We start from the raw sequence: 18,748 nt of genomic DNA, 5'->3' as shown, positions 1-18,748 counted from the left end.
TCCTCGCGGGCGCGGCGGCAGGTGGCCGGGTCGTACGGCGGTTCGGCGACAGCCCCCGCCGCACATGGGCCCGGGTGACGTTCGCCGCCGAGGCCGCCCTGCTGGCCACCGCCGCAGCCGTGGCCCACGTCACCACCGAACACGGCCGCATCCGGGTCTACGTGGTCATCGCCCTCACCGCCCTCGCGATGGGACTACGCAACGCGATCGTCCAAAAACTGGCCGTCCCCGCCCTCAGTACGACCACCGTCCTGACCATGACCCTGACCGGTCTGGCCTCCGACTCCCACGCGGGCGGCGGCTCGGGCAGCCACTCGTTCCGTCGTACGGCGGCCGTGATTTCGATGTTCGTGGGAGCGGTCCTGGGCGCGGCCCTGGTCCTGGACCACGGCATCGCCCTCCCTTTGCTCATCGCGGCGGTGACCTCGGGGACACTGGCGCTGGTGGCCTCGGGCAAGGAGTAGGCCGGGTCGGGTTACCGGGCGCTGACCCGCAACTCCTTCACCCCGTTGATCCAGGCCGACCGCAGCCGGCGCGGATCCTCGACGAGCCGCAGATCGGGCAGGGCGTCGGCGACGGCGTTGAAGATCAAGTTGATCTCCAGTACGGCGAGCGACTTGCCCAGACAGAAGTGCGGCCCACCCCCACCGAACCCGAGATGGGGATTCGGATCCCGGAGCACATCGAACTCGTCGGGCCGGTCGAACACGTCCGGATCATGATTGGCGGAGGCGTAGAAGATCCCGACCCGGTCCCCCTTCCTGATCAGCTTGCCGCCGAGCTCGGTGTCCTGGGTGGCGGTCCGCTGGAAGGAGACGACGGGCGTGGCCCACCGCACGATCTCCTCGGCGGCGGTGGAAGGGCGTTGGGCCTTGTACAGCTCCCACTGCTCGGGATGCGTGAGGAACGCGTGCATCCCATGAGTGATGGCGTTCCTGGTCGTCTCATTCCCGGCGACGGCGAGCATCAGCACGAAGAACCCGAACTCGTCGGAGTTGAGGTTCCCCTCGTCCGAGGCGGCCACGAGGGTGCTGACGATGTCATGGGCCGGGCACTGCTTCCGTTCCGCCGCCATGTTCATCGCGTACGAGATCAGCTCGGCGGCGGACTGCTGGCCGACCTCGGCGGTGATGGCGTACTCGGGATCGTCGTACGCGATCATCTTGTTGGACCACTCGAAGATCTTGGCCCGGTCGTCCTGGGGGATGCCGATCAGCTCGGCGATGGCCTGAAGGGGCAGCTCACAGGCGACGGAGGTGACGAAGTCGAAGGGGCCGTCGTGCGCGCCGGCACCGGCGGCGATGTCCCGCGCGCGCTGCCGCAGCCGCTCCTCCAGCCCCCTGATGGCCCGCGGCGTGAACCCGCGCTGCACGATCTGCCGTACGCGCGTGTGCTCGGGCGGATCCATGTTGAGCATGATGAACCGCTGGGCGTCGATCGACTCCCTCGGGATGTGCTCGTTGAAGCGGATGATCGCGGTGTTGAGGTAGGAGGAGAAGATCTCGGGGTGCGTGGACACGTACTTCACATCCGCGTGCCGGGTGACGGCCCAGTACCCCTCGTCCTGGAAGCCGGCGGCGTTGCCCGACTGCGGGATCCAGCGGACCGGTTCGGCACGCCGCAGCTCGGCGAACTCCGGCAGGGGCACACGGTGATGCAGCAGGTCGGGGTCGGTGAAGTCGAACCCGTCGGGAAGCGCTGGACAGGGCATGGGCAGCTCCCGCTAAATCTGACACGTCATCAGATACAGATTGCGGTGAAGGTAGTTCAGGGTGCTGAAGGCTGCAAGACCCTTGCGGTGACGCACATCACGTCAGCAGACTGACCGTAAGAACTAGAACACGTACTAGTTCCTCGGAGGAGGATCCGCACCCATGGCCGCCGAACCCGTGATCGTGGAAGCAGTCCGCACCCCCATCGGCAAGCGCGGCGGCGCGCTGGCCAACCTTCACCCCGCCTACCTCCTGGGCGAGACCTACCGCGAGCTCCTCGGCCGCACCGGCATCCCCGCCGACGCGGTCGAACAGATCGTCGGCGGCACGGTGACCCACGCCGGCGAACAGTCCATGAACCCCGCCCGCACGGCCTGGCTCACCATGGGCCTGCCCTACGAGACCCCGGCGACGACGGTCGACTGCCAGTGCGGCTCCTCACAGCAGGCGTCACACATGACGGCGAACATGATCGCGGCGGGCGTCATCGACGTGGGGATCAGCTGCGGCGTCGAAGCCATGTCCCGGGTCCCCCTCGGCTCGGGCTCGAAGCACGGCCCGGGAAAGCCGTTCCCGGAGGAGTGGAACGTAGACCTGCCCAATCAGTTCGAGGCGGCGGAACGCATAGCCCGCAACCGAGGCCTGACGCGGAACGACGTCGACGCCCTGGGCCTGCTGTCCCAGTCCCGCGCCGCCGCCGCCTGGTCGGAGGAACGCTTCAAGAAGGAGACCTTCGCCGTCCAGGTCCCCACCACGGAGGAGGAACAAGCAGCCGGCCAGGGCATGTGGCGCCTGGTCGACAGGGATGAAGGCCTACGGGACACGACGGCGGAAGCCCTCGCCGGCCTCAAGCCCATCATGCCGACCGCCATCCACACGGCCGGCAACTCCTCCCAGATCAGCGACGGGGCAGCGGCGATCATGTGGGCGTCAAAGCGCATGGCAAGGGCCCTGAAACTGAAGCCGAGGGCCCGGATAGTCGCCCAGACCCTGGTCGGCGCGGACCCGCACTTCCACCTGGACGGCCCGATCGACGCGACGAGGGCGGTCCTCGGCAAGGCGGGCATGACGCTGAAGGACATCGACCTGGTGGAAATCAACGAGGCCTTCGCCTCGGTGGTCCTGTCCTGGGCCAAGGTCTTCGACCAGAACCTGGACAAGGTCAACGTCAACGGCGGCGGCATCGCCCTCGGCCACCCGGTCGGAGCGACGGGCGCCCGCCTGATCACCACGGCCCTCCACGAACTGGAGCGCACGGACAAGGAGTTCGCCCTCATCACGATGTGCGCGGGAGGCGCCGTGGCAACGGGAACGATCATTCAGCGACTGTAGGGGCCACCGCCCAGGAGAGGAACGTCGAGAACACGGCGGGCCGGAGCGCGAGCATCGGGCCCGCCGGGTTCTTGGAGTCGCGGACGGCGATGGCGGAGGGGGTCGCGGCGATCTCGACACACTCGCCACCCTGGTCACCGCTGTACGACGACTTACGCCACTTGCTCTCCATAGCGCTCCTCCATCACTCGCCGGATCAGCTCCGCCGAATCTTTGAGGGACAGAGCGGCGGCCCGGAGATGATCGTAACGGAGCGAACAGTCCTTGACGGTGTCCAAGTTCGCGCTCGGATGCCCGCTGCCATACCCCTCGGTGTAGACGATGGACGGGTCGCTGGCGAAGCGGAAGAGGGTGAACGAGCCTTGCGTTCCAGGGTGTGCCCCAGCCGCGAACGGCAGCACTTGAATGTTGATCCGAGGATTCTCCTCGAACGACAACAAGTGGGCCAGTTGCTCACGCATGACCTCCCGGCCCCCGATCTCCTGGCACAGCACGCCCTCGGTGAGCACGACCCAGAAGACCGGCGGATCGCTCTTCTCGAAGATGCGCTGGCGGGCAAGCCTGACGGCGGTGCGGTCCTCCAGGTCGGTCCGGTCGAGTACACCCAGGACGGCACGCGCGTACGCCGGGGTCTGCAGCAGACCATGGATCAGGTTGTTCTGAAAGGTGCAGATCTCGATGGCCCGCGCTTCCAACTCAGCGGTCTGCCTGAACCAGGCCGGAAGTTGGCTACGAAGCACAAGGTCGACGAGCCGAGTGAAGAACCCACCGGTCACGAGCGCCGCATCCACGCGCTCACTGAACTCAGGCGTGGGAACCTTCCGAGCGGTCTCGATCTGCCCCACCAACGACCCGGTGTAGTTGAGCACATCGCCCATCTGCCGCTGCGTGAGCCCAGCGGCCTCCCGCAACCGCCGCAGCTCGAAACCGTAGTAGTCGAGGGGCGAAGCACCCGGGTCGAGGACGTTGACGTGGACCACGAGGAGTCCCCTCTCACGAGAATACGCGTTGCATTCGATCGGTAGCCCAGGGTAGTCGCAACAGGTCACGCTGGTCCCGTGAACGGAAATTCCCCCTGCCTCTACACCCCGCCGATCCCCACGCAGTACCGCATGACCCTCACGGTCGGCACCCACTCGGCCGGCCACATCCGCCGAATCACCCGCAGATTCCTTCAGGACTGGGACCTCGAACCCCTCACGGATCCGGTCGAGTTGGCGACGACAGAACTGATCGCCAACGTCTACCGCCACGTCCCGGACCGCCGCTGCAAACTGCTCCTCCTCAAACAGCCGCCCGGGATCCGGGTCGAGGTGACGGACGCCTACGGCCAACTGCTCCCGACCCCGGCGGAGTCGTATCCGGAACCGGAATCAGAGAGCGGCCGAGGCCTGTTCCTCCTGGACGCGATGGTCGACAAGTGGGGTGTGACACCGGCGCCCGGGGGCGGGAAGACGGTGTGGTTCGAGTGCGGGCGGCGTCAGAGCTGATCGCGCTCGACCCGGACGTACGTCCGCTCGCCGTGCGCGTCCGTGATGTCGATGGTGACGCCCTGCCACTCCTCGGCAGGCCCTTCCGGGACCTCTCCCAGCCGGTATTCGGCGTCCCGGAGCAGTTCCTCGGTGACTCGTAAGCCGGTGAGACGCTCGGTCAGGGCGAAGACCGCTGCCTTGCGGTCGACATCGGGGGCGTCGTCTCCGTGAGGATTGAGGCCCACCTCGCCGATGAGGGCGTTCAGGTCGTCGGGGGTGCTCCCGGTCCGGACGGCGTCGGACTCGAAGGTGGTCCGCAGTTCGCCGTTCTCGTACCAGTGGAAGAAGTGCATGGGCTTGCCGCCGTTGCTCGAATGCGAGACGGCACGCGTCCCGACGGAGAGCGCCGCCATGAAGCCGGGCCGGGTACCCAGGTCACCTCCGAGATCCAGGACGAGAGTCCAGTCGCCCCCGTCACCTGGCACGGTGAACGCTCCCACGAGGCTGGACTCCGGCCAGTCGTCCCAGTCCTCCAGGAACTCCCCGTGCTCCTCGACCAGTTCACCGAGCCCCACGCACACACCCCGCGGCTCGGCCCGCACCGACCCGAACACAGCCGTCGGCGAAACACCCCGCACCAACGTCAGGGTGTACCCGACCTCCAGGGCGTACCGGAACAGCGAGGACGAGGACGAGGAACGTATCCAGCCGTAGTCGGCTGCGGTCACTGACGACATTGCGACACATCCTCCCCGCAGCCGCTGTCTCAAAGTGACGCCTCGAGAGGTGTCAGCCAAAGATCACTACGGGTCGCTCACAGAGCAATTGACTTGCAGGCCAGAGCAACATCAACGATCTCCTCAGCAGTTGCACTGTCAGTAAGCCCCTCAAGCTCGGGATGGTAAATCAAATCGAGCACTCTGGGGTGCGGCACGTTGCCCTCAAGGATGCGAACCATCTCGTCATCTTCCGCCTCTGTCCCCTCTGAGGCCATGAGACCCCTAGCCAACTCCACCAGCTGCTCGCGCGTCATTCTCATTCGTGGCTCTCTCTACACGTGAAGTACTTCACTGATGATAGTCCGGATCCAGCACCTCCGCATGATACCGGGGCGTCACGACGATCAAGTTGTCCAGGTCATACACGCCCCCGCCATGCTGGATTGGCGTGACATGATGCAGAACATAGCGATTATTCTTACCTATGGCCTGATCCTTAACGACAAACGGAACTTTCCCTTCGACCATCCTCACCCCATTGGCTCGACTGGACTGATTAGCCAACTCCGGCATTGGAAATCTCTTTCCAGAAAGCCTCCCGGAAATCTCCAAATGTCGCGAACTGGCGACCCTGAAGTCGCCGAGCGATCTGCCCGGTGAAGACGCCGTCGCGACCGTCGCCGGCGGGGTTCTCGTATCGGGTGTGTAATTCATGCGGGACGGCGCAGATCACCAGAACTCTGGCTCTTGCCAACAGACACACGTTGGACGCTGCCCCCCGGAGGACAAGAACTCTTTTACAGCCTGACGCACAAGACCGATAGGGATTTCCGAACGGCTCGGAAACTCGGTCGCATTCCCCATGATGGAATAGGAGATTTCCCCCCGCCCATTCGAGGAATCAAGCGAGACGAAATTTCCGTCATCCATGAAGCCGAGGACTCCGACCTGAAGGTCTCCGTCAGCCCCAACCAGCAACTCGTGGTCTGGAACACCTGCCGGCATGAGCAGACGTTCCAAGCTGTGCAGCGCGGCCAAGTTCTCCGATGGCCGGCTTGCGAGGAGCGCGTCGATCAAGGCATCAACATCGCTTAGGGTTTGAAGCAAAACCGGATTATCTCCGTGCTGGCGCCGATAGTAAGCCTGCACCCGACCGTACTTCACTTCACGCCCCCGTAGGTCCGACGCCCGCAGGCGGAAAACGGTGTGGTTCGAGTGCGGGCAGTGTCAGAGCTGATCGCGCTCGACCCGGAAGTACATCCGCTCGCCGTGCGCGTCCGTGATGTCGATGGTGAGCGGCAGGCGGCCGGTACGGGTTGGATGGGCAACGGCCTCGTCTTCACCGCCCCGAACGGCAAACCGCTCGACCCCAGCAATCTCACCCGCCGCTTCCGCCGTCTCCTTCGCGGCGCAGGCCTCCGGGCCATCCGCTTCCACGATCTCCGCCACTCGACCGCGACCCTGCTCCTGGAGCAGGGCGTCGACCTCGTCGTCATCAAGGAACTGCTCGGCCACGCCCACATCGGCGTCACCGCCGGCGTCTACGCCCACGTCCGACTCCACCTCCAGCGTCAGGCCATCGACACCCTCGGCGACGCCCTCAGGCCCGGCCCCGACCGACCAGGCACCCGGATCTCTGTAGCCGACGTCCGCTGACGTTGCCGTCAGCGTTGCCGTCAAACGACCGGAAGGCTCCACCGAACAATGCGCCGGTGGAGCTTCCAGAATTACTGGAACGGCCCGGCAAGAGAGCCAGAATCGCGCTACTCCAAATTTCCGAGAGTCCCCTGCGGACCCTCCGCCACGATCGCGCGGAATGCCTCGACCATGGCTGCCACTCCACCCTTGGGCACGATCACGAGATCAGAACACTGGAAGAAGACTCCACCGCCATACTCGCCGGTTTCCCTCCATCGATTCATCACCGTTTCGATCGCACCAAGAGTCATGAAACTTGCACTCCACCGGGTGCCGTCAGGGAGTCGCAACTCGGCATCAACGTCCTCTACTGTTTCCGCCGGGTCATCGGCACCGAGCATGAAAAGCGCAGTGAACTCAGGTTCCCTGACGACGTGGTAGATGTCGTCTTCCACGGGTTCGACGTGATTACTGTCCATAAATCTGCTTCAGCCTCGCGATCACCTTGGACTCGTTCCCCTTGTCCGCCTTGCCGACAACTTGTATGCCGCCGTCAACATTCCGGAAGAAGAGTCGCCCACCGTTTCGCCCTCGCGCGTAGGTCACATCCGTGCCAGTCAACGCTTTACTTCCTCTACCCGGGTTCATGTTTCCGCGGGAAAGCTGCTCAAACAGGTGGTCCAAGTCTCTTTGTACATCCTGATTCTTCCCTGCTTGCTGCGCCGCTTTCGTCAGTAGCGAATCCTGGCCGATAGCAGACGACATTGGAATGCATCCGCCAGAGTTATGAACCAGGACCGGCGTGGCCCCCGCCAGCACATAGTACGTGTGCAGGTCGTCGACGGTGAGGTTGTACGTGCGGGCGTGCTCTGTGAAGGCCCTGTTGGCCGTGACGATGACGGTGGTGCCGTCGTCCGTACGCAGAGTCATGCCCGGGGTGAGCAGGCCGGCCTCGACCCAGCGGTGTTCGGATGGTGACCAGAAGGGGTGCTCGTGAGTCGCCGTCAGGGGCTCGATGCCGTCGGGTGTGGCAATCGACAGTTCGTTGAAGTACTTGTCGTCATCGGTCACGATAGCGGCGGTGACTTTGCGTGCACCCGTTGCGCCGGTCTCAGGATCGGTGGCGAGAACTGTGTCACCTGGTTTGATGTCCTCGATGTCCTTGGTCTTTCCGTCGGCCATGAGGACGTCCGTTCCAGCCAGGAAGCACTTGCAGGAGTACGCCCTCAGGGCACGGCCAACGTCCGTTTTACCGAGGGCCACTTTGACACCGCCTTCTACAACGGCACTTTCGAATCCCCCGATGGACGCCATACGCGAGTACTCGAGATCCATGAAGTAGTCGCGCATTTCCTGCGAACAACCGATTTCTTTATGGACCCAGCAGACGTTTACAGCCGTACCGATGGTGTTGCTCGCGTCAGCAGTTCCGCTGCGGTACGCCTTCTGCATGTCATCGCGATAGGCGTTGAGCCACTGCGCACGCTGCTCGGCGTTCAGAGCGAAGTGGTCGACAGCGGCGTAGATCTCCTTTCGCACTTCCCGGCTCTCGTCGCTAATCTGCTCGAGGATTCCGCTTCCTCCGTCAGAGGAACCGCAGCTGTAGTAGCAGCCTCCAGGACCCGTCCCGCCAGCAGGGATTCCGGGAGTGGGGCTCTGGCCGCCGCCTCCACCGTTGCGGCGGGGCTCGTTGTGGCCTGTGCCGTCGTCGATCCACAGGCCCGTGGGGTCGCTGTGGGTGACCGGGTTGTTGTTGGCGTAGGCGTAGCCGTTGAGGGACTGGGGCTGGCTCGGGTCCAGGATCGGGTCCACGCTGATGAACTGGCCGATGGCCGGGTCGTATTCGCGGGCACCGATGTGGGTGAGGCCAGTCGTCGCGTCGCGGGTTTTGCCGAGGAAGCCCTTGTCGTCGGGCCAGGGGCCGTAGAGGGCGGTGCCTCGGTCCGCGCCGAAGGGGGTGGTGTAGCGCTTGGTGTAGGTCTGGGCGGTGTCCTGGTTCATGGCCAGGGAGGACGTGTTGTGCGCGTCGCCGGTCAGGTAGCTGAGCTTGTTGGTGCCCGACTGGTTGGTGCGCATCGCGATGGTGACACCGCCCGCGCTGTAGTAACGCTGCGCCCACGTAGTGCCGTTGGCGCGGAGGTGGAGTTCCGTGGCGCCCGTGTACAGGACGCGCTCGCCGTTCTGGGTGTTGCGGATCAGGAGGGTGCCGTCGGCGGAGTAGACGTAGTCCGTCGCCGAGCCGTTTTCGGTGAGCTTGCTGAGCTGGCCCTCCGGTGACCAGTCCAGGGTCTGGGTGGCCGTCTTGCCGGGGCGGTGCCAGGAGTTGCCGGACGCGTCGTAGTCGTACGCGCTCTCGGGAGTCGAGCAGTCGGTCTTGGTGGTGGTGCCCGTCAGCACGTGCTTCTGGGTGGTGCTCGTGTAGCAGTACGTCGTCTTCGTGTTGCCGGTGCTCTTGTGGACCGTCTCGCTGGTGCGCTGGCCGGCGTCGTTGTAGCTGTAGCTCGTCCAGTACGGGGCCGGGCCGGACAGGCTCGACGCGCTCGGTGCGTCGGAGCACTTCTGGGAGGTTGGCGTCCAGGCTTCCAGCAGACGCTGGTGGCCGTCGTACGTGAAGCACTGGGTGTCCGCCGAGCTCGCGCCGCCCTGCGTGGTCGGGTCGCTGATCGAGGTGACGTTGCCGGTTTGGTCGTAGCCGTAGTTGAGGTCCTGCAGCATGAAGCCGTGGGTCTGGTCCGTGGCGTAGCTGCGGGTGAGGCGGCCGGTGCCCTCCTCGAAGTCGTTGGCGACGTAGAAGCTCTTGTTGTCGGTGCCGCCCGGGCCCAGCGTCAGCAGCCTGGGCTGAGCGAGGGCCGAGTAGTCGACGTCCAGCAGATAGCCGGTCGCGCCACCGACCGAGGTGACGTCGCCGAGGGCGTCGTAGCCGTAACCGATCGTCTCCGAGGGCAGGCCTCCGGCGGCCGGTTCCTTCGTCTGCTGCACCGTGCCGTCAAGGTTGTAGTACGTCTCGAACGACAGCTTGGACGCGGCGCCGGCCACCGCGAACGCGTCGGTCGAGGGCAGCTGAAGCTCGCTGGTCGTGGCACGGCCCAGGCTGTCGTAGGCGGTGACCGACTGGGTGTAGGACGTGGTGCCCGTCTTGCCGTCGAGGTAGCGCGTGGAGGAGGTGGGCAGGCCCTTGAGGACGGTGTCGTAGACGTAACCGGTGAGCTGGTTGGCGTCCGTCTTGGCGGTCTTCCAGGTGCCGGTGACACGCCCCAGCACGTCGTAGTCGGTCAGGACCGAAACGCCCCGGGAGTCCGTGGACTTGACGGGTCGGTCGAGGACGTCGAACTCGGTTGCCGTCGTCCCCTTGTCGGGGTCGGTGGCGCTCGCCTGGCGGCCGAACAGGTCGTAGACGTATGACCAGGCGGCGTTGTCCGGCCCGGTGATCGTCTTCTGCTGGCCGTCCAGTGCGTAGGTGAACTTCGTGGAGGTGTACGAGGCTCCGGTGCCGCCGCCGTAGGCGGTGTCGGCCGGGCTCGTGCTCGCGTACTCGCGGGTCTCCGTCATAAGGCCGCGGACGTCGGTGATGGTGCGCTGGGCCGAGCCGCCCTCGACGGCCGTCGTGGCAACGGAGTCACCCGTGTAGCTGGTGGTCGTGGACCACCTCTTGGCGCCGTACACGTAGAGGGTCGATGTGGTGGCGCGGCCCGCCCCGTCGAAGAGCGTCTCGGTCTGGGTGGGGGACTCGCCGTATTCGGCCCGGGTGTACGTGCTGGTGGGTGTGCTGGTGTTGTCGAAGATGTCGGCGTACGTCTCGTACGCGAGGCTCCGGGTGTCGTACCGGGTGTCCGTGAGCAGACGGCCACCCTCGGGTGTCGGCGACTGGGACTGGAGCGGGCGCAGGAGCGCGTCGTAGATCGTGTAGCTGGTGTTGTAGGTCTCGCCGTCCTTCTTCAGCGTCGACGACGACACCCAGGACTGCTTGGCATTGTTCAGCTGGTAGGCGAACTTCTGGTTGGGCGACTGGATGGCGCTGTCGCGGTTGGGCAGCCAGACCTGGGTCAGCCGGCCCAAGGCGTCGTAGGCCAGCTCGGTCTTCTTGCTGTTGGCGTCGTAGATGCGCAGGGGCTGGCCACGCCGGGGATCGAGGAAGCTCGTCGTCTTGTACGTCTTGGGGTCGGTGGTGATGGTCCTGGTCAGTGGGCCCGCGTCGGTCGGGGTGTAGGCGAGGACCGTGGCCGGGTTCGAGGTTGCGTCGCTCTTGCTCACGGGGCGGCCCAGCGTGTCGTACGTCGTTGCGGAGATCCGCTGCCAGCCGTTGGGAAGGCGGTCACCGTCGGTGTTCGCGGTGGCGGCGTAGCCGGTTGCCCGCCCGGTCCAGGTGGCGAGGCCCTTGGTGGGCGTCTGGCTCGCCGACCAGGCAGTGGCTGAAGTGTTGTCGAAGACGGTGCTCACATCCGCGAGGACGTCGCCTCGGTCGGGCTTGGCCGGATCCATGGACGCAGGCAGGGTGAGCTGGGTGTCCGTGGTGGCGCAGGTGCGGGCGACCGAGCGGATGCGGGAGACGGTGCTGATGATGCCCAGGTCGGTGTTACGGGCGTACCAGGTGCGGGTGCACGTCTCGTCCTTCGCTGTGCCGACCTCACCGGCGTCCTCGACCGTGACAGGCATGCCGTAGCTGTCGAAGGACGTGCTCGTCAGCCGCTCGCGCCAACTCTGGGGGACCGTCAGGTAGGTGTAGCCGTGCACCTTCTGCGTGCGGATGTAACGCGCGATGTGGTCGCCGGCACCGGGTGGGGTCTGCCGGGCGGTCTCTTGTGACCAGGGGTCGTTCACCGTGGCCGAGATCGCCGTCGAGCCGTCGTACGTGACCTGCTCCCGCAGTTGGCCCGCGTACTCGTTCTTGTCCGTGACCGACGACGCCCCGAGAGCCGGAGCCGACAACGGAGCCACGGAGACGGACTTGGTGGTGCCGTCGCTCTTCTCGTCACCGTCCATGCCCTGGAGGTACAGGGAGACGGTCCGCGAGCGGGTCACGTCCGTCGCGCCGGTCCACGCCGTGACCTGGGCGTAGCCGCGCCAGTCGGACCAGGTCCGCTCACCCTTCTTCGTGAACGGGTCGTCGGCGTAGTGCCAGGCGGCTCCGCTGTAGGAGTAGGCGTGCTCGACCGTCTCGTTGGCGGCGGTCGGGTCGGAGACGGTGACGGCCAGCACCCGGTACTTGTGGAACCAGTCGATCGAGGCGTCCTCGGCACCGTTGATGTGCCAGAACTGCGGGTAGCAGGATCGGGTGTTGGAGTCCGGGGGCGCGCTGATGACCTGGCTGCGCACGCACTCCTCACCCGAGAGCGTCACCGTGGTGATGGCACCGGTCTCGGAGGTGACGGTGGAGAGGCGCGGGCGGGTCAGCGGCAGGATGTTGTCGGTGGCGTCGACGCGGTTGGGGCGCAGCTCGTACGTGAACGAGACCGGGTCCATCGCGATGGCCGACGTACCCGCCTTGGCGGTGCGCTTGATCGACTTCAGCGTGAGCACCTGGTCGGAGCTGTCCCCGATGTCGCCGCCGTCGAGGTACTGCTCGGCCAGGTCCCAGGAGTCCACCGGGTCGTAGGCGGCGCTGGTGGCGTTGTAGGAGAAGGTGTCGATCCCGGTGAGGCGCTTGCGGGAGAAGAACGCCGGGCCGCTCGCGTCGCACTCGTCGTCGTCCTTGGAGCAGATGGAGTCGAACGGTACGTCGGGCCAGTTGTCGGCCGTGTCCTTGGTGAGACTGGAGCAGTCGGCGGCAGTGCAGCGTTCCGCGTAACTGAAGGTGACCTTCGCGTCCGCCTTGTCGATGAAGAGCGCGCCCTTGCGCAGGCCGTACTCGATCCGCTCCAGGTAACCGCCGCGGGTGTAGGCGGCATTGGCGGTCTCGGACTTGTTCTTCTTGTAGTAGTTCGTTTCCTTCGTGTACCAGTACGTGGCCGCGTTGCCACGCGTGTCCTCGATGTAGTCGAGGTTCCACCGCCAGGCCTGGGTGAGGGCACGGTCGGCGAAGGCGTCGCCCTCGGAGTAGCCGGGTTCGTCCTCGTCGTCCCCGAAGACGGGTACGGTCGCAACCGAGTTGGTGCGCTGGGTGTCCGCGCCGTCCAGCTTGTCAAGGCCGAATACGTACTTTGTGCCGTCGCCGGTGACGACGGTCCAGTGCTCGCCGTTGTCGTCGCCGTTGTCCGCGCCGGTTGAACGGGTCACGATGGAGGCATCGTCGTTCTCCAGTCGCCACTTCCCGCTGTCGTCGTCCTTGACGAGCCTCGACGACTTGCCGTTCAGCACGAGGCGCGCGTTGTCGTACTTCCAGCAGGAATCGAAGACGTCGTCGTGGCCGTCGTCGTCGCACGATCCGTAGGTACGTTCGATGTAGGACTCGGTGAGTGTGAAGCCCTCACCGACCGATGTGCCCTGGTTGTTGGACGTGGCCGTGCGACCGTCCACGCTGCCGGAGTCGTACGACAGCGCCAGCGGCGGCTGGGGGCCCGCGGCGGCCGGGGGCATGGTGAAGCCGTACGACCATGTGAAGGCGCCCGAACTGCCGCCCGCCTCCCAGGACGAGGACTCCGACAGCGGAGTTGCCGAGTAGTTCCCGGTGCCCTTGGGGGACTCCCCGGAGCCGGCCGCGGCAGCAGTGACGGCCAGCACGGTGGCTGCGGAGGTGGCGCTGCCCGCCGCCTTGAGGAGTTGGGGCGTCGGGCCGTTCGATGCCTCGGCAATGGTCACCTTCGCCGACACCGACTGGCGCGTCACGTCATTGTCGGACGCGAGCGGGCGCTGGGTGCGGCACTCGGTCTTCTCAGGGGTCGTCAGGGCACAGGCGGGAAGCTGCACAAGACGCAACCGCTGGGACCATCCGCCGCCCACGGCGGAAGCAAAGCGGCTGTAGTCGACACTGACTTCGGTGTTACCGCCAGTGTCCGCCTCGGCGGTCAACAGCACGCCCGTGACCCCCGCCGCACGAGCGGACTTCTGATCCAGCACGGTGACGTGGGCCTCGCCGGCTGCCGCGGCCTTGCCTCCGGTCTGTGGGGCGAGGGTGACCGGCAGGCCGCTCGGCTCGGCGGTGGCCCTCTTCCCCGCATTGAGGCGGAGCGTGGCCTCCCCGTCTCCGGGCCAGATCGCCTTCTGCTCCGTACGAGCCTTTTCAGCCTGGGCCTTGTTGGCCTTCGTATCGCGTGCGGCCCGCTCACGAGCCTTCTTCGCGCCCGTGCCGTCGAACGCCTTGACCTCACTCACCCGGGACTGGGGCACGTCCGGGCGGCCCAGCCCGCCCGATCCGGCAGCCTGGGCGACCTGTGCCGCGCCCAGAGGCACGATGAGCGCCAAGGCCAACGACTGCACCAGCATCCGACCGCGCGGACGTCGGCCGGTGCCTGTCCACTGCGCGATTGATCTGCTCCTGCCAAGGATCACGTACTGCCCCCGGTCCCGTCGAGAAAGTTCAGAAGACTTGAAAGAGCGCCCTGGTCGGGTAATGGCGTCAGTCGCCCACGGTCTCCTCGACCTGGCCGAATCCGGACATCGCGCCCGCCCACAGCCTGACTTCCGCAACGCGTCCCGGCAGGTAGTGCCCCCACGCGTCACCGCTGAAGCCCTTGCCGACGGCGAAGTCACCGGAGCCGGTCCTGGCGGTGAACGCCTTGTCGTCACCGTCCTGGACTGCTCCCAGATACAGGCTGATCGTGCCGTCCTGAGCGTTGTAGACGCCGGTCATCCTGACCATCTCGTCCACGTCCGCGACTGTCACCGACTCCACCGAGCTGAACGAGCCGTCGGTGTTGAGCCGACCGAAGTGCCACAGCCCCACCGGGACTGTCTTCTCCTCGCCCGCATCCTCGTCCCACACCGTGCGGTTGCCCGTCAGTTTGTACCAGAAGCCCCACGCCGAGCCGTCCGCCGTCCGCTGCCCGACCACCTGGCCGATATAGCCGACGCTCTTACCCTTGAGGGCGTCGGCGTCCAGGGACGCCAGGACGGTGACCGTGAAGGACCCGGTGTCGTCCACGACCGGCCCCTCAGTGGTTGCCGCGCCGTCCACACCGTCCAGCACGATCGACTCCCCGTCCAGCGACGCACTGCCGCCCAGGTTCAGCGACCGGCCGTAGCCCGAGGTGGTGTCCGCGATCGTGGTGCCGGATCCCCGGTCGGCCGACCAGTCGGCGACGAGTTCCACTGCGGCGTACTCCTTCGAGATCATCGCCCGTGCCTCGTCAACGATCTCTTGCCCCGACAGCGCCCGCTGCCATGCGGTCGGCTCGTCGATGCCGCCGCTGAAGTAGTCGGTGAAGGCGTCGGCCCAGATTCCGCGGCCGATCTGCAGCGGCCCCGACCCCTGCCAGGCCGTGACGGATTCGACGGTGCTCTGGAGCACTCCGTTGACGTAGAGGCTGACTCTTTTCTGCTCGGCGTCGTACACCCCCGCCACATGCGTCCACACACCACGCGGCGTGGCCTGCTGGGCGTTCGCCTTACGGAGGGATCCATCGGTGCCCATCACGCTCAGGCTCCAGGTGTTGCCCCCTCCGCCCGCGTACGACAGCCCGAAGGGGATGTACTTCTTCGTGAAGGGGCTGGGGCTGTCCGGCGCCTGGCTGAGCGCCGTCAACGTGCGTGAGGCACTGGGGTCGACACGCACCCAGGCGGAAACGGTGTACGAGGCGGAGGTGTCCAGCACCGTGGCGGCCGTGGCCGCGTAGCCCGAGCTTCCATCGAGAGTCATGCCCCTGTCCGTGACCGGGGACTCCAGCGCCACACCGCTGGCATCGTGGGTGATCAGCCCGCGTCGCCCCCGGTCGTCCCGGGCCGCACCGCCTGCCAGAGTCGCGTTGTCCGAACCGTCCCATGTCGCGGAGTCCACCGCGGCGCCGTCTGCCTCGGTGAAGTTCCACCGGCCGACCGGCTCCTCGCCGTCGGCGACCAGGAAGTCGAAGACCGACTGTGCCCCAGGGCGACCGACAGTGTCCTTGGCCCTCACGTAAAGGCGGTACGTGCCTTCCTTCGGCGGTGTGATGCCGACTGATACCGAGGCGTGAGGCTGATCGGGCGACCACTCCGCCGTCGAGGAAAGCCTGTACTGGTAGGCGACGTTGCTCTCCTCGTCCCCCGCAGCGGGATTGAAGGTGAACATGGCCTCCACCCCCGGGCCACCGTGCGCGGTGCAGTCGTTGGTCGTGCACTGCGTGTACGGGGAGGCCACGGAGATCAGCGGTGCCTTGGGGGCCGTAGGGTCGACCTTGAAATAACAGGGCGTGGTGTAGCCGGTGTTCAAGCGGTTCGCGCCCTCTTCGTCATAGGAGAGAGTCAGCGCCTTCACCCGGTACAACACCCCCTCCTGGAGGGTGGCCAAGCTACGGGACTGCAACTTGAGGTTTCCGGCGTAGCCTGACGTGGGGCTGTCGACGTCGGTGGTCGCGAGCGTCCAGGTTGTTCCGTCGTACTTGTCGACCCTCCAGCGGATACGCAGGTGGGCGTACGACTCGCCGCCGGACGCGGTGCGGGGCCGTCCCTGCACCTGCGGAGTCGGGTCGGATACCACGTCCGGATCTGTCGACTTGGTGGAGCACACATAGCCGGTACCTGTGACCAGGCCGACCTGGGTCGGTAGCGCGGGCACCGCCACGAACTTCACCTCGAGCGTGGCATCGTTCTTGAAGCGCTTCCAGGCCGAGGGGTCGGACTCGTCGTGTGCCTTGATCTCCAGCGTCAGCCGGGAGAACTTGCCTGCCGCGAAGTTCGACACCGTTGAGGTCAGGTTCTCGTTGGTCTCCGCCGGGTTGTCATGGAACTCGATGGGTGCGTCCGGTGAGTCCGGGTCGCACAGCGAGCCGCGTCCGGCGGAGACGTTCTGGTCCCCCATCAGGTCGAGTTCCGTGGGTCGCGAAGCCCAAGTGGTGGCGGAGGAGATGTTGTTCGTGCGAACGAGGTCCACCATGCGCGGGTCGCACTGAAATGCCCACGGCTCGGTCACGCGGAACGTGGCGTCGAGGACCTTCTTGCCCTTCAGGCTGGCCGGGGAGAATTCGAAGTACAGCTTCTGCACGTACCCCGGTCCGCAGTAATAGCCGTTCCAGGTGCCGCACTTGCCCGCGCCCTTGCCTTGGTCGTCATCACCGTTGCCCCATCCGTAGGACTCGTAGCCGTCACTGCGCAGCAGGGTGCGCTCCGACTCGCCCCAGGAAACCTTCGGGTCGATGAAGAGCGGGAATGCCGACGCTTCCGTCTTGGCGAGCATTGCCGTGTCCGGAACAACGGACAACGAGTCCTCGGTGACCGCGACGTCCATTTTGACAACCTTGTCACCCTGGCCGGGCTCCAGCCCTGAACCGGAGGGGGCCACCTCAGCAGGATCGGACGACGTGGTCGCCTCCGTGGCGAGCGTCTGGGCCCGCAACAACTGCGTCTGCGTGCCGGATTCTTCGGTTGTCGGGGCCGCGCCGTCGCCCGCCGAGTCCCACATCCGGGCGGGCGGCGCCTTGAACACCGTCCGGCCGCTGCCGTCGACGGCCGCGAGATTGCCGGCCGCGCCTTCACGAATGTCCAGTCCCCGCGACTTGAGTCCGAACGTGAGCTTCTTCAGGTCGTCATTCGCCGCCGCTTCCGGGGTCTTCACGACGAACACCGGCTGGAAGCTCTCGGGTGTCACCGTCACCTGCAGATCGACACCCGGCAACACGTCGGAATAGACGGCGCTGGCGCCGTCCAACTGCGGCGCCGGAAGGTTGCCCGACCACTCGAGCTCCAGCGCCCTCCCCTGATCTTCGATCCGGGCCAGAGGTACGTTGCCGCCTCCCCCGGAGAGGTCGATCGACACGGCGGCCGCCTTCGGCCCCACCGAGCCGTCGGAACGTGTTTCCAGAGTCGCATCCGGCGCCTGCCAGCCACCACCCGGCTTGGCCACCCTCACGGGCACGACGGACTCCTCGAGAGTGAAGGTGAAGCCGTCGGGATTGGCGTAGAACGTCGTCCGGTCCGTGCGTTCTCCCGTCACTTCCACGCGCTCGCCGGACTCCTGCGCGTCGGAAAGCGCCTGTTGTGCCTCGGTGAGGGAGACGGCATCGGACTCGCCTGTCGCAGCGGCTGCCTGTTGAGCAGGTGCCACCAGCAGGACCATCACTGTGGCGAGCCCGGCCGTCGCGGCCACCATCTTCGCTCGCCAGTCATGCCCATGACATAACTTTTCCTCTTTAACACCTTGCATCAACAGCACTGATCCCCCGCCCAGACGCACAAGATCTTCAAAATGTGAACGTAGTCAAACCCGCTTCATACCTTGCGTCAAGGGATCATCACTGGGCGCACTCGAGCTGTCCGTCGATCTCGTCGGCCGTCATAGGGCCGTCGTCCGTCCAGTAGTCGCCCGGATTCAGGCTCGCCTGCTTGATGGTTCGTACCGTGAAGAGGCCGTCGCGGCCGTCGCCGGTGGGGTCCTCGTAGGCCACTCCGATGTGGGGCGGGATGGAGGACTCGGCCGGACGCGGGGAGTGTTTGGCGAAGCCCTCTCCGGTCCAGAGACTCACGACTCCCTCGCGGACCGTCGCCGACGTCGGGTCGGAGGCCCACCACACGACGCGTGGGGTGTCGGCCTTGTCGTCGTCCCAGTCGTAGACCTCGACGCGGCGGATCTCGTCCGTGGGGCACACGGGGAACTTGACGACGATCGTGTCGCCCTCCAGGCGGGCGCCCAGGGACGGGGGGATCGGGTGGGAGGGGAGGAAGTGGGTGCAGCCGGAGGTGGCCAGGGCGGTGAGCACGAGGAGAAGCGCGGCGGTGCGTCTGCCGTGGTCGGTGTGTTTCGTCGGTGTCGTCAAGCCGCCCCCTCGGTCGTCCAACCTCCGACCTCAGCATGCCCGTTGGCCCGCTCCGC

At 66.1% G+C, this 18,748-nt stretch carries 13 protein-coding genes and 2 pseudogenes; 4 read left to right on the top strand and 11 right to left on the bottom strand.

Features of this window, described 5'->3' with window-relative positions:
• On the top strand, positions 1–464 hold a 464-nt coding region (locus tag ACLZN2_RS40340), incomplete at its 5' end, for a DUF1275 family protein (RefSeq protein ID WP_416984611.1).
• Positions 465–475: 11 nt separating this feature from the next.
• Here ACLZN2_RS40340 and ACLZN2_RS40335 read toward each other — a convergent pair.
• The gene (locus tag ACLZN2_RS40335; RefSeq protein ID WP_416984609.1) at positions 476–1,711 is read right to left on the bottom strand and encodes a cytochrome P450; all 1,236 of its coding nucleotides are present in this window, start codon (positions 1,709–1,711) and stop codon (positions 476–478) included.
• Positions 1,712–1,874: 163 nt separating this feature from the next.
• Between ACLZN2_RS40335 and ACLZN2_RS40330 the strand changes: the two genes are divergently transcribed.
• Positions 1,875–3,044 carry a steroid 3-ketoacyl-CoA thiolase gene (locus ACLZN2_RS40330; RefSeq protein ID WP_416984607.1) on the top strand — a complete coding sequence of 390 codons (1,170 nt, stop codon included), beginning with the start codon at positions 1,875–1,877 and terminating at the stop codon, positions 3,042–3,044.
• Here the strand turns inward: ACLZN2_RS40330 and ACLZN2_RS40325 are convergent.
• Both ACLZN2_RS40325 and ACLZN2_RS40320 read right to left on the bottom strand, forming a co-directional pair.
• The gene (locus ACLZN2_RS40325) at positions 3,028–3,216 is read right to left on the bottom strand and encodes a DUF397 domain-containing protein (RefSeq protein ID WP_416984606.1); all 189 of its coding nucleotides are present in this window, start codon (positions 3,214–3,216) and stop codon (positions 3,028–3,030) included. The two genes, ACLZN2_RS40330 and ACLZN2_RS40325, sit on opposite strands and share 17 nt — an antisense overlap.
• On the bottom strand, positions 3,197–4,024 hold the full coding sequence (locus tag ACLZN2_RS40320) for a helix-turn-helix domain-containing protein (protein ID WP_416984604.1): 828 nt from the start codon (positions 4,022–4,024) through the stop codon (positions 3,197–3,199). The genes ACLZN2_RS40325 and ACLZN2_RS40320 overlap by 20 nt, the downstream gene beginning before the upstream one ends.
• A gap of 78 nt (positions 4,025–4,102) precedes the next feature.
• Here ACLZN2_RS40320 and ACLZN2_RS40315 point away from each other — a divergent pair, with 78 nt between their 5' ends.
• Positions 4,103–4,534, top strand: coding sequence for an ATP-binding protein (locus ACLZN2_RS40315; RefSeq protein WP_416984603.1), 432 nt, complete (start codon positions 4,103–4,105; stop codon positions 4,532–4,534).
• Here ACLZN2_RS40315 and ACLZN2_RS40310 read toward each other — a convergent pair.
• From ACLZN2_RS40310 to ACLZN2_RS40295, 4 genes and pseudogenes are all read right to left on the bottom strand, one after another.
• The gene (locus ACLZN2_RS40310; protein WP_416984602.1) at positions 4,525–5,253 is read right to left on the bottom strand and encodes a DUF6461 domain-containing protein; all 729 of its coding nucleotides are present in this window, start codon (positions 5,251–5,253) and stop codon (positions 4,525–4,527) included. The genes ACLZN2_RS40315 and ACLZN2_RS40310 overlap by 10 nt on opposite strands.
• A gap of 77 nt (positions 5,254–5,330) precedes the next feature.
• Positions 5,331–5,549 (bottom strand): hypothetical protein, encoded by a 219-nt coding sequence (locus tag ACLZN2_RS40305; RefSeq protein WP_416984601.1) that lies wholly within the window; start codon positions 5,547–5,549, stop codon positions 5,331–5,333.
• Between the two features lie 34 nt (positions 5,550–5,583).
• Positions 5,584–5,968 (bottom strand): annotated as a pseudogene (locus ACLZN2_RS40300) (HNH endonuclease signature motif containing protein).
• Positions 5,965–6,399: an Imm1 family immunity protein gene (locus tag ACLZN2_RS40295; RefSeq protein WP_416984600.1), complete on the bottom strand. Its 435-nt coding sequence runs from the start codon at positions 6,397–6,399 to the stop codon at positions 5,965–5,967. The pseudogene ACLZN2_RS40300 and the gene ACLZN2_RS40295 overlap by 4 nt, the downstream one beginning before the upstream one ends.
• Before the next feature lie 48 nt (positions 6,400–6,447).
• Here ACLZN2_RS40295 and ACLZN2_RS40290 point away from each other — a divergent pair.
• Positions 6,448–6,891, top strand: a pseudogene (locus ACLZN2_RS40290) (tyrosine-type recombinase/integrase); the annotation flags it as partial.
• Positions 6,892–6,998: 107 nt separating this feature from the next.
• On the opposite strand, the gene ACLZN2_RS40285 reads toward ACLZN2_RS40290, so the two are convergent.
• The 4 genes from ACLZN2_RS40285 to ACLZN2_RS40270 all read right to left on the bottom strand — a co-directional run bounded on the left by ACLZN2_RS40285 (position 6,999) and on the right by ACLZN2_RS40270 (position 18,692).
• A complete protein-coding gene (locus tag ACLZN2_RS40285) occupies positions 6,999–7,328 on the bottom strand; it encodes a hypothetical protein (RefSeq protein ID WP_403637654.1) in 330 nt (109 codons plus the stop codon).
• A gap of 13 nt (positions 7,329–7,341) precedes the next feature.
• A complete protein-coding gene (locus tag ACLZN2_RS40280) occupies positions 7,342–14,232 on the bottom strand; it encodes a polymorphic toxin-type HINT domain-containing protein (RefSeq protein WP_416984599.1) in 6,891 nt (2,296 codons plus the stop codon).
• A gap of 133 nt (positions 14,233–14,365) precedes the next feature.
• On the bottom strand, positions 14,366–17,995 hold the full coding sequence (locus tag ACLZN2_RS40275) for a LamG domain-containing protein (protein ID WP_416984625.1): 3,630 nt from the start codon (positions 17,993–17,995) through the stop codon (positions 14,366–14,368).
• Between the two features lie 175 nt (positions 17,996–18,170).
• Positions 18,171–18,692: a hypothetical protein gene (locus ACLZN2_RS40270; protein WP_416984598.1), complete on the bottom strand. Its 522-nt coding sequence runs from the start codon at positions 18,690–18,692 to the stop codon at positions 18,171–18,173.
• Positions 18,693–18,748 lie beyond the last annotated feature (56 nt).

It is taken from the genome of Streptomyces sp. T028 (genome assembly GCF_048159505.1).
Taxonomy (GTDB): Bacteria; Actinomycetota; Actinomycetes; order Streptomycetales; family Streptomycetaceae; genus Streptomyces.
Note: the sequence above shows the minus strand (reverse complement) of the source record. Positions and strands in the feature narration are given on the sequence as shown.

What these genes read in the sequence shown, in the direction of transcription:
- ACLZN2_RS40335 (WP_416984609.1), bottom strand. Translation starts at nt 1,711, where the DNA reads ATGCCCTGTCCAGCGCTTCCCGACGGGTTCGACTTCACCGACCCCGAC.
- ACLZN2_RS40330 (WP_416984607.1), top strand. Translation starts at nt 1,875, where the DNA reads ATGGCCGCCGAACCCGTGATCGTGGAAGCAGTCCGCACCCCCATCGGC.
- ACLZN2_RS40325 (WP_416984606.1), bottom strand. Translation starts at nt 3,216, where the DNA reads ATGGAGAGCAAGTGGCGTAAGTCGTCGTACAGCGGTGACCAGGGTGGC.
- ACLZN2_RS40310 (WP_416984602.1), bottom strand. Translation starts at nt 5,253, where the DNA reads ATGTCGTCAGTGACCGCAGCCGACTACGGCTGGATACGTTCCTCGTCC.
- ACLZN2_RS40305 (WP_416984601.1), bottom strand. Translation starts at nt 5,549, where the DNA reads ATGACGCGCGAGCAGCTGGTGGAGTTGGCTAGGGGTCTCATGGCCTCA.
- ACLZN2_RS40280 (WP_416984599.1), bottom strand. Translation starts at nt 14,232, where the DNA reads ATGCTGGTGCAGTCGTTGGCCTTGGCGCTCATCGTGCCTCTGGGCGCG.
- ACLZN2_RS40275 (WP_416984625.1), bottom strand. Translation starts at nt 17,995, where the DNA reads ATGGTCCTGCTGGTGGCACCTGCTCAACAGGCAGCCGCTGCGACAGGC.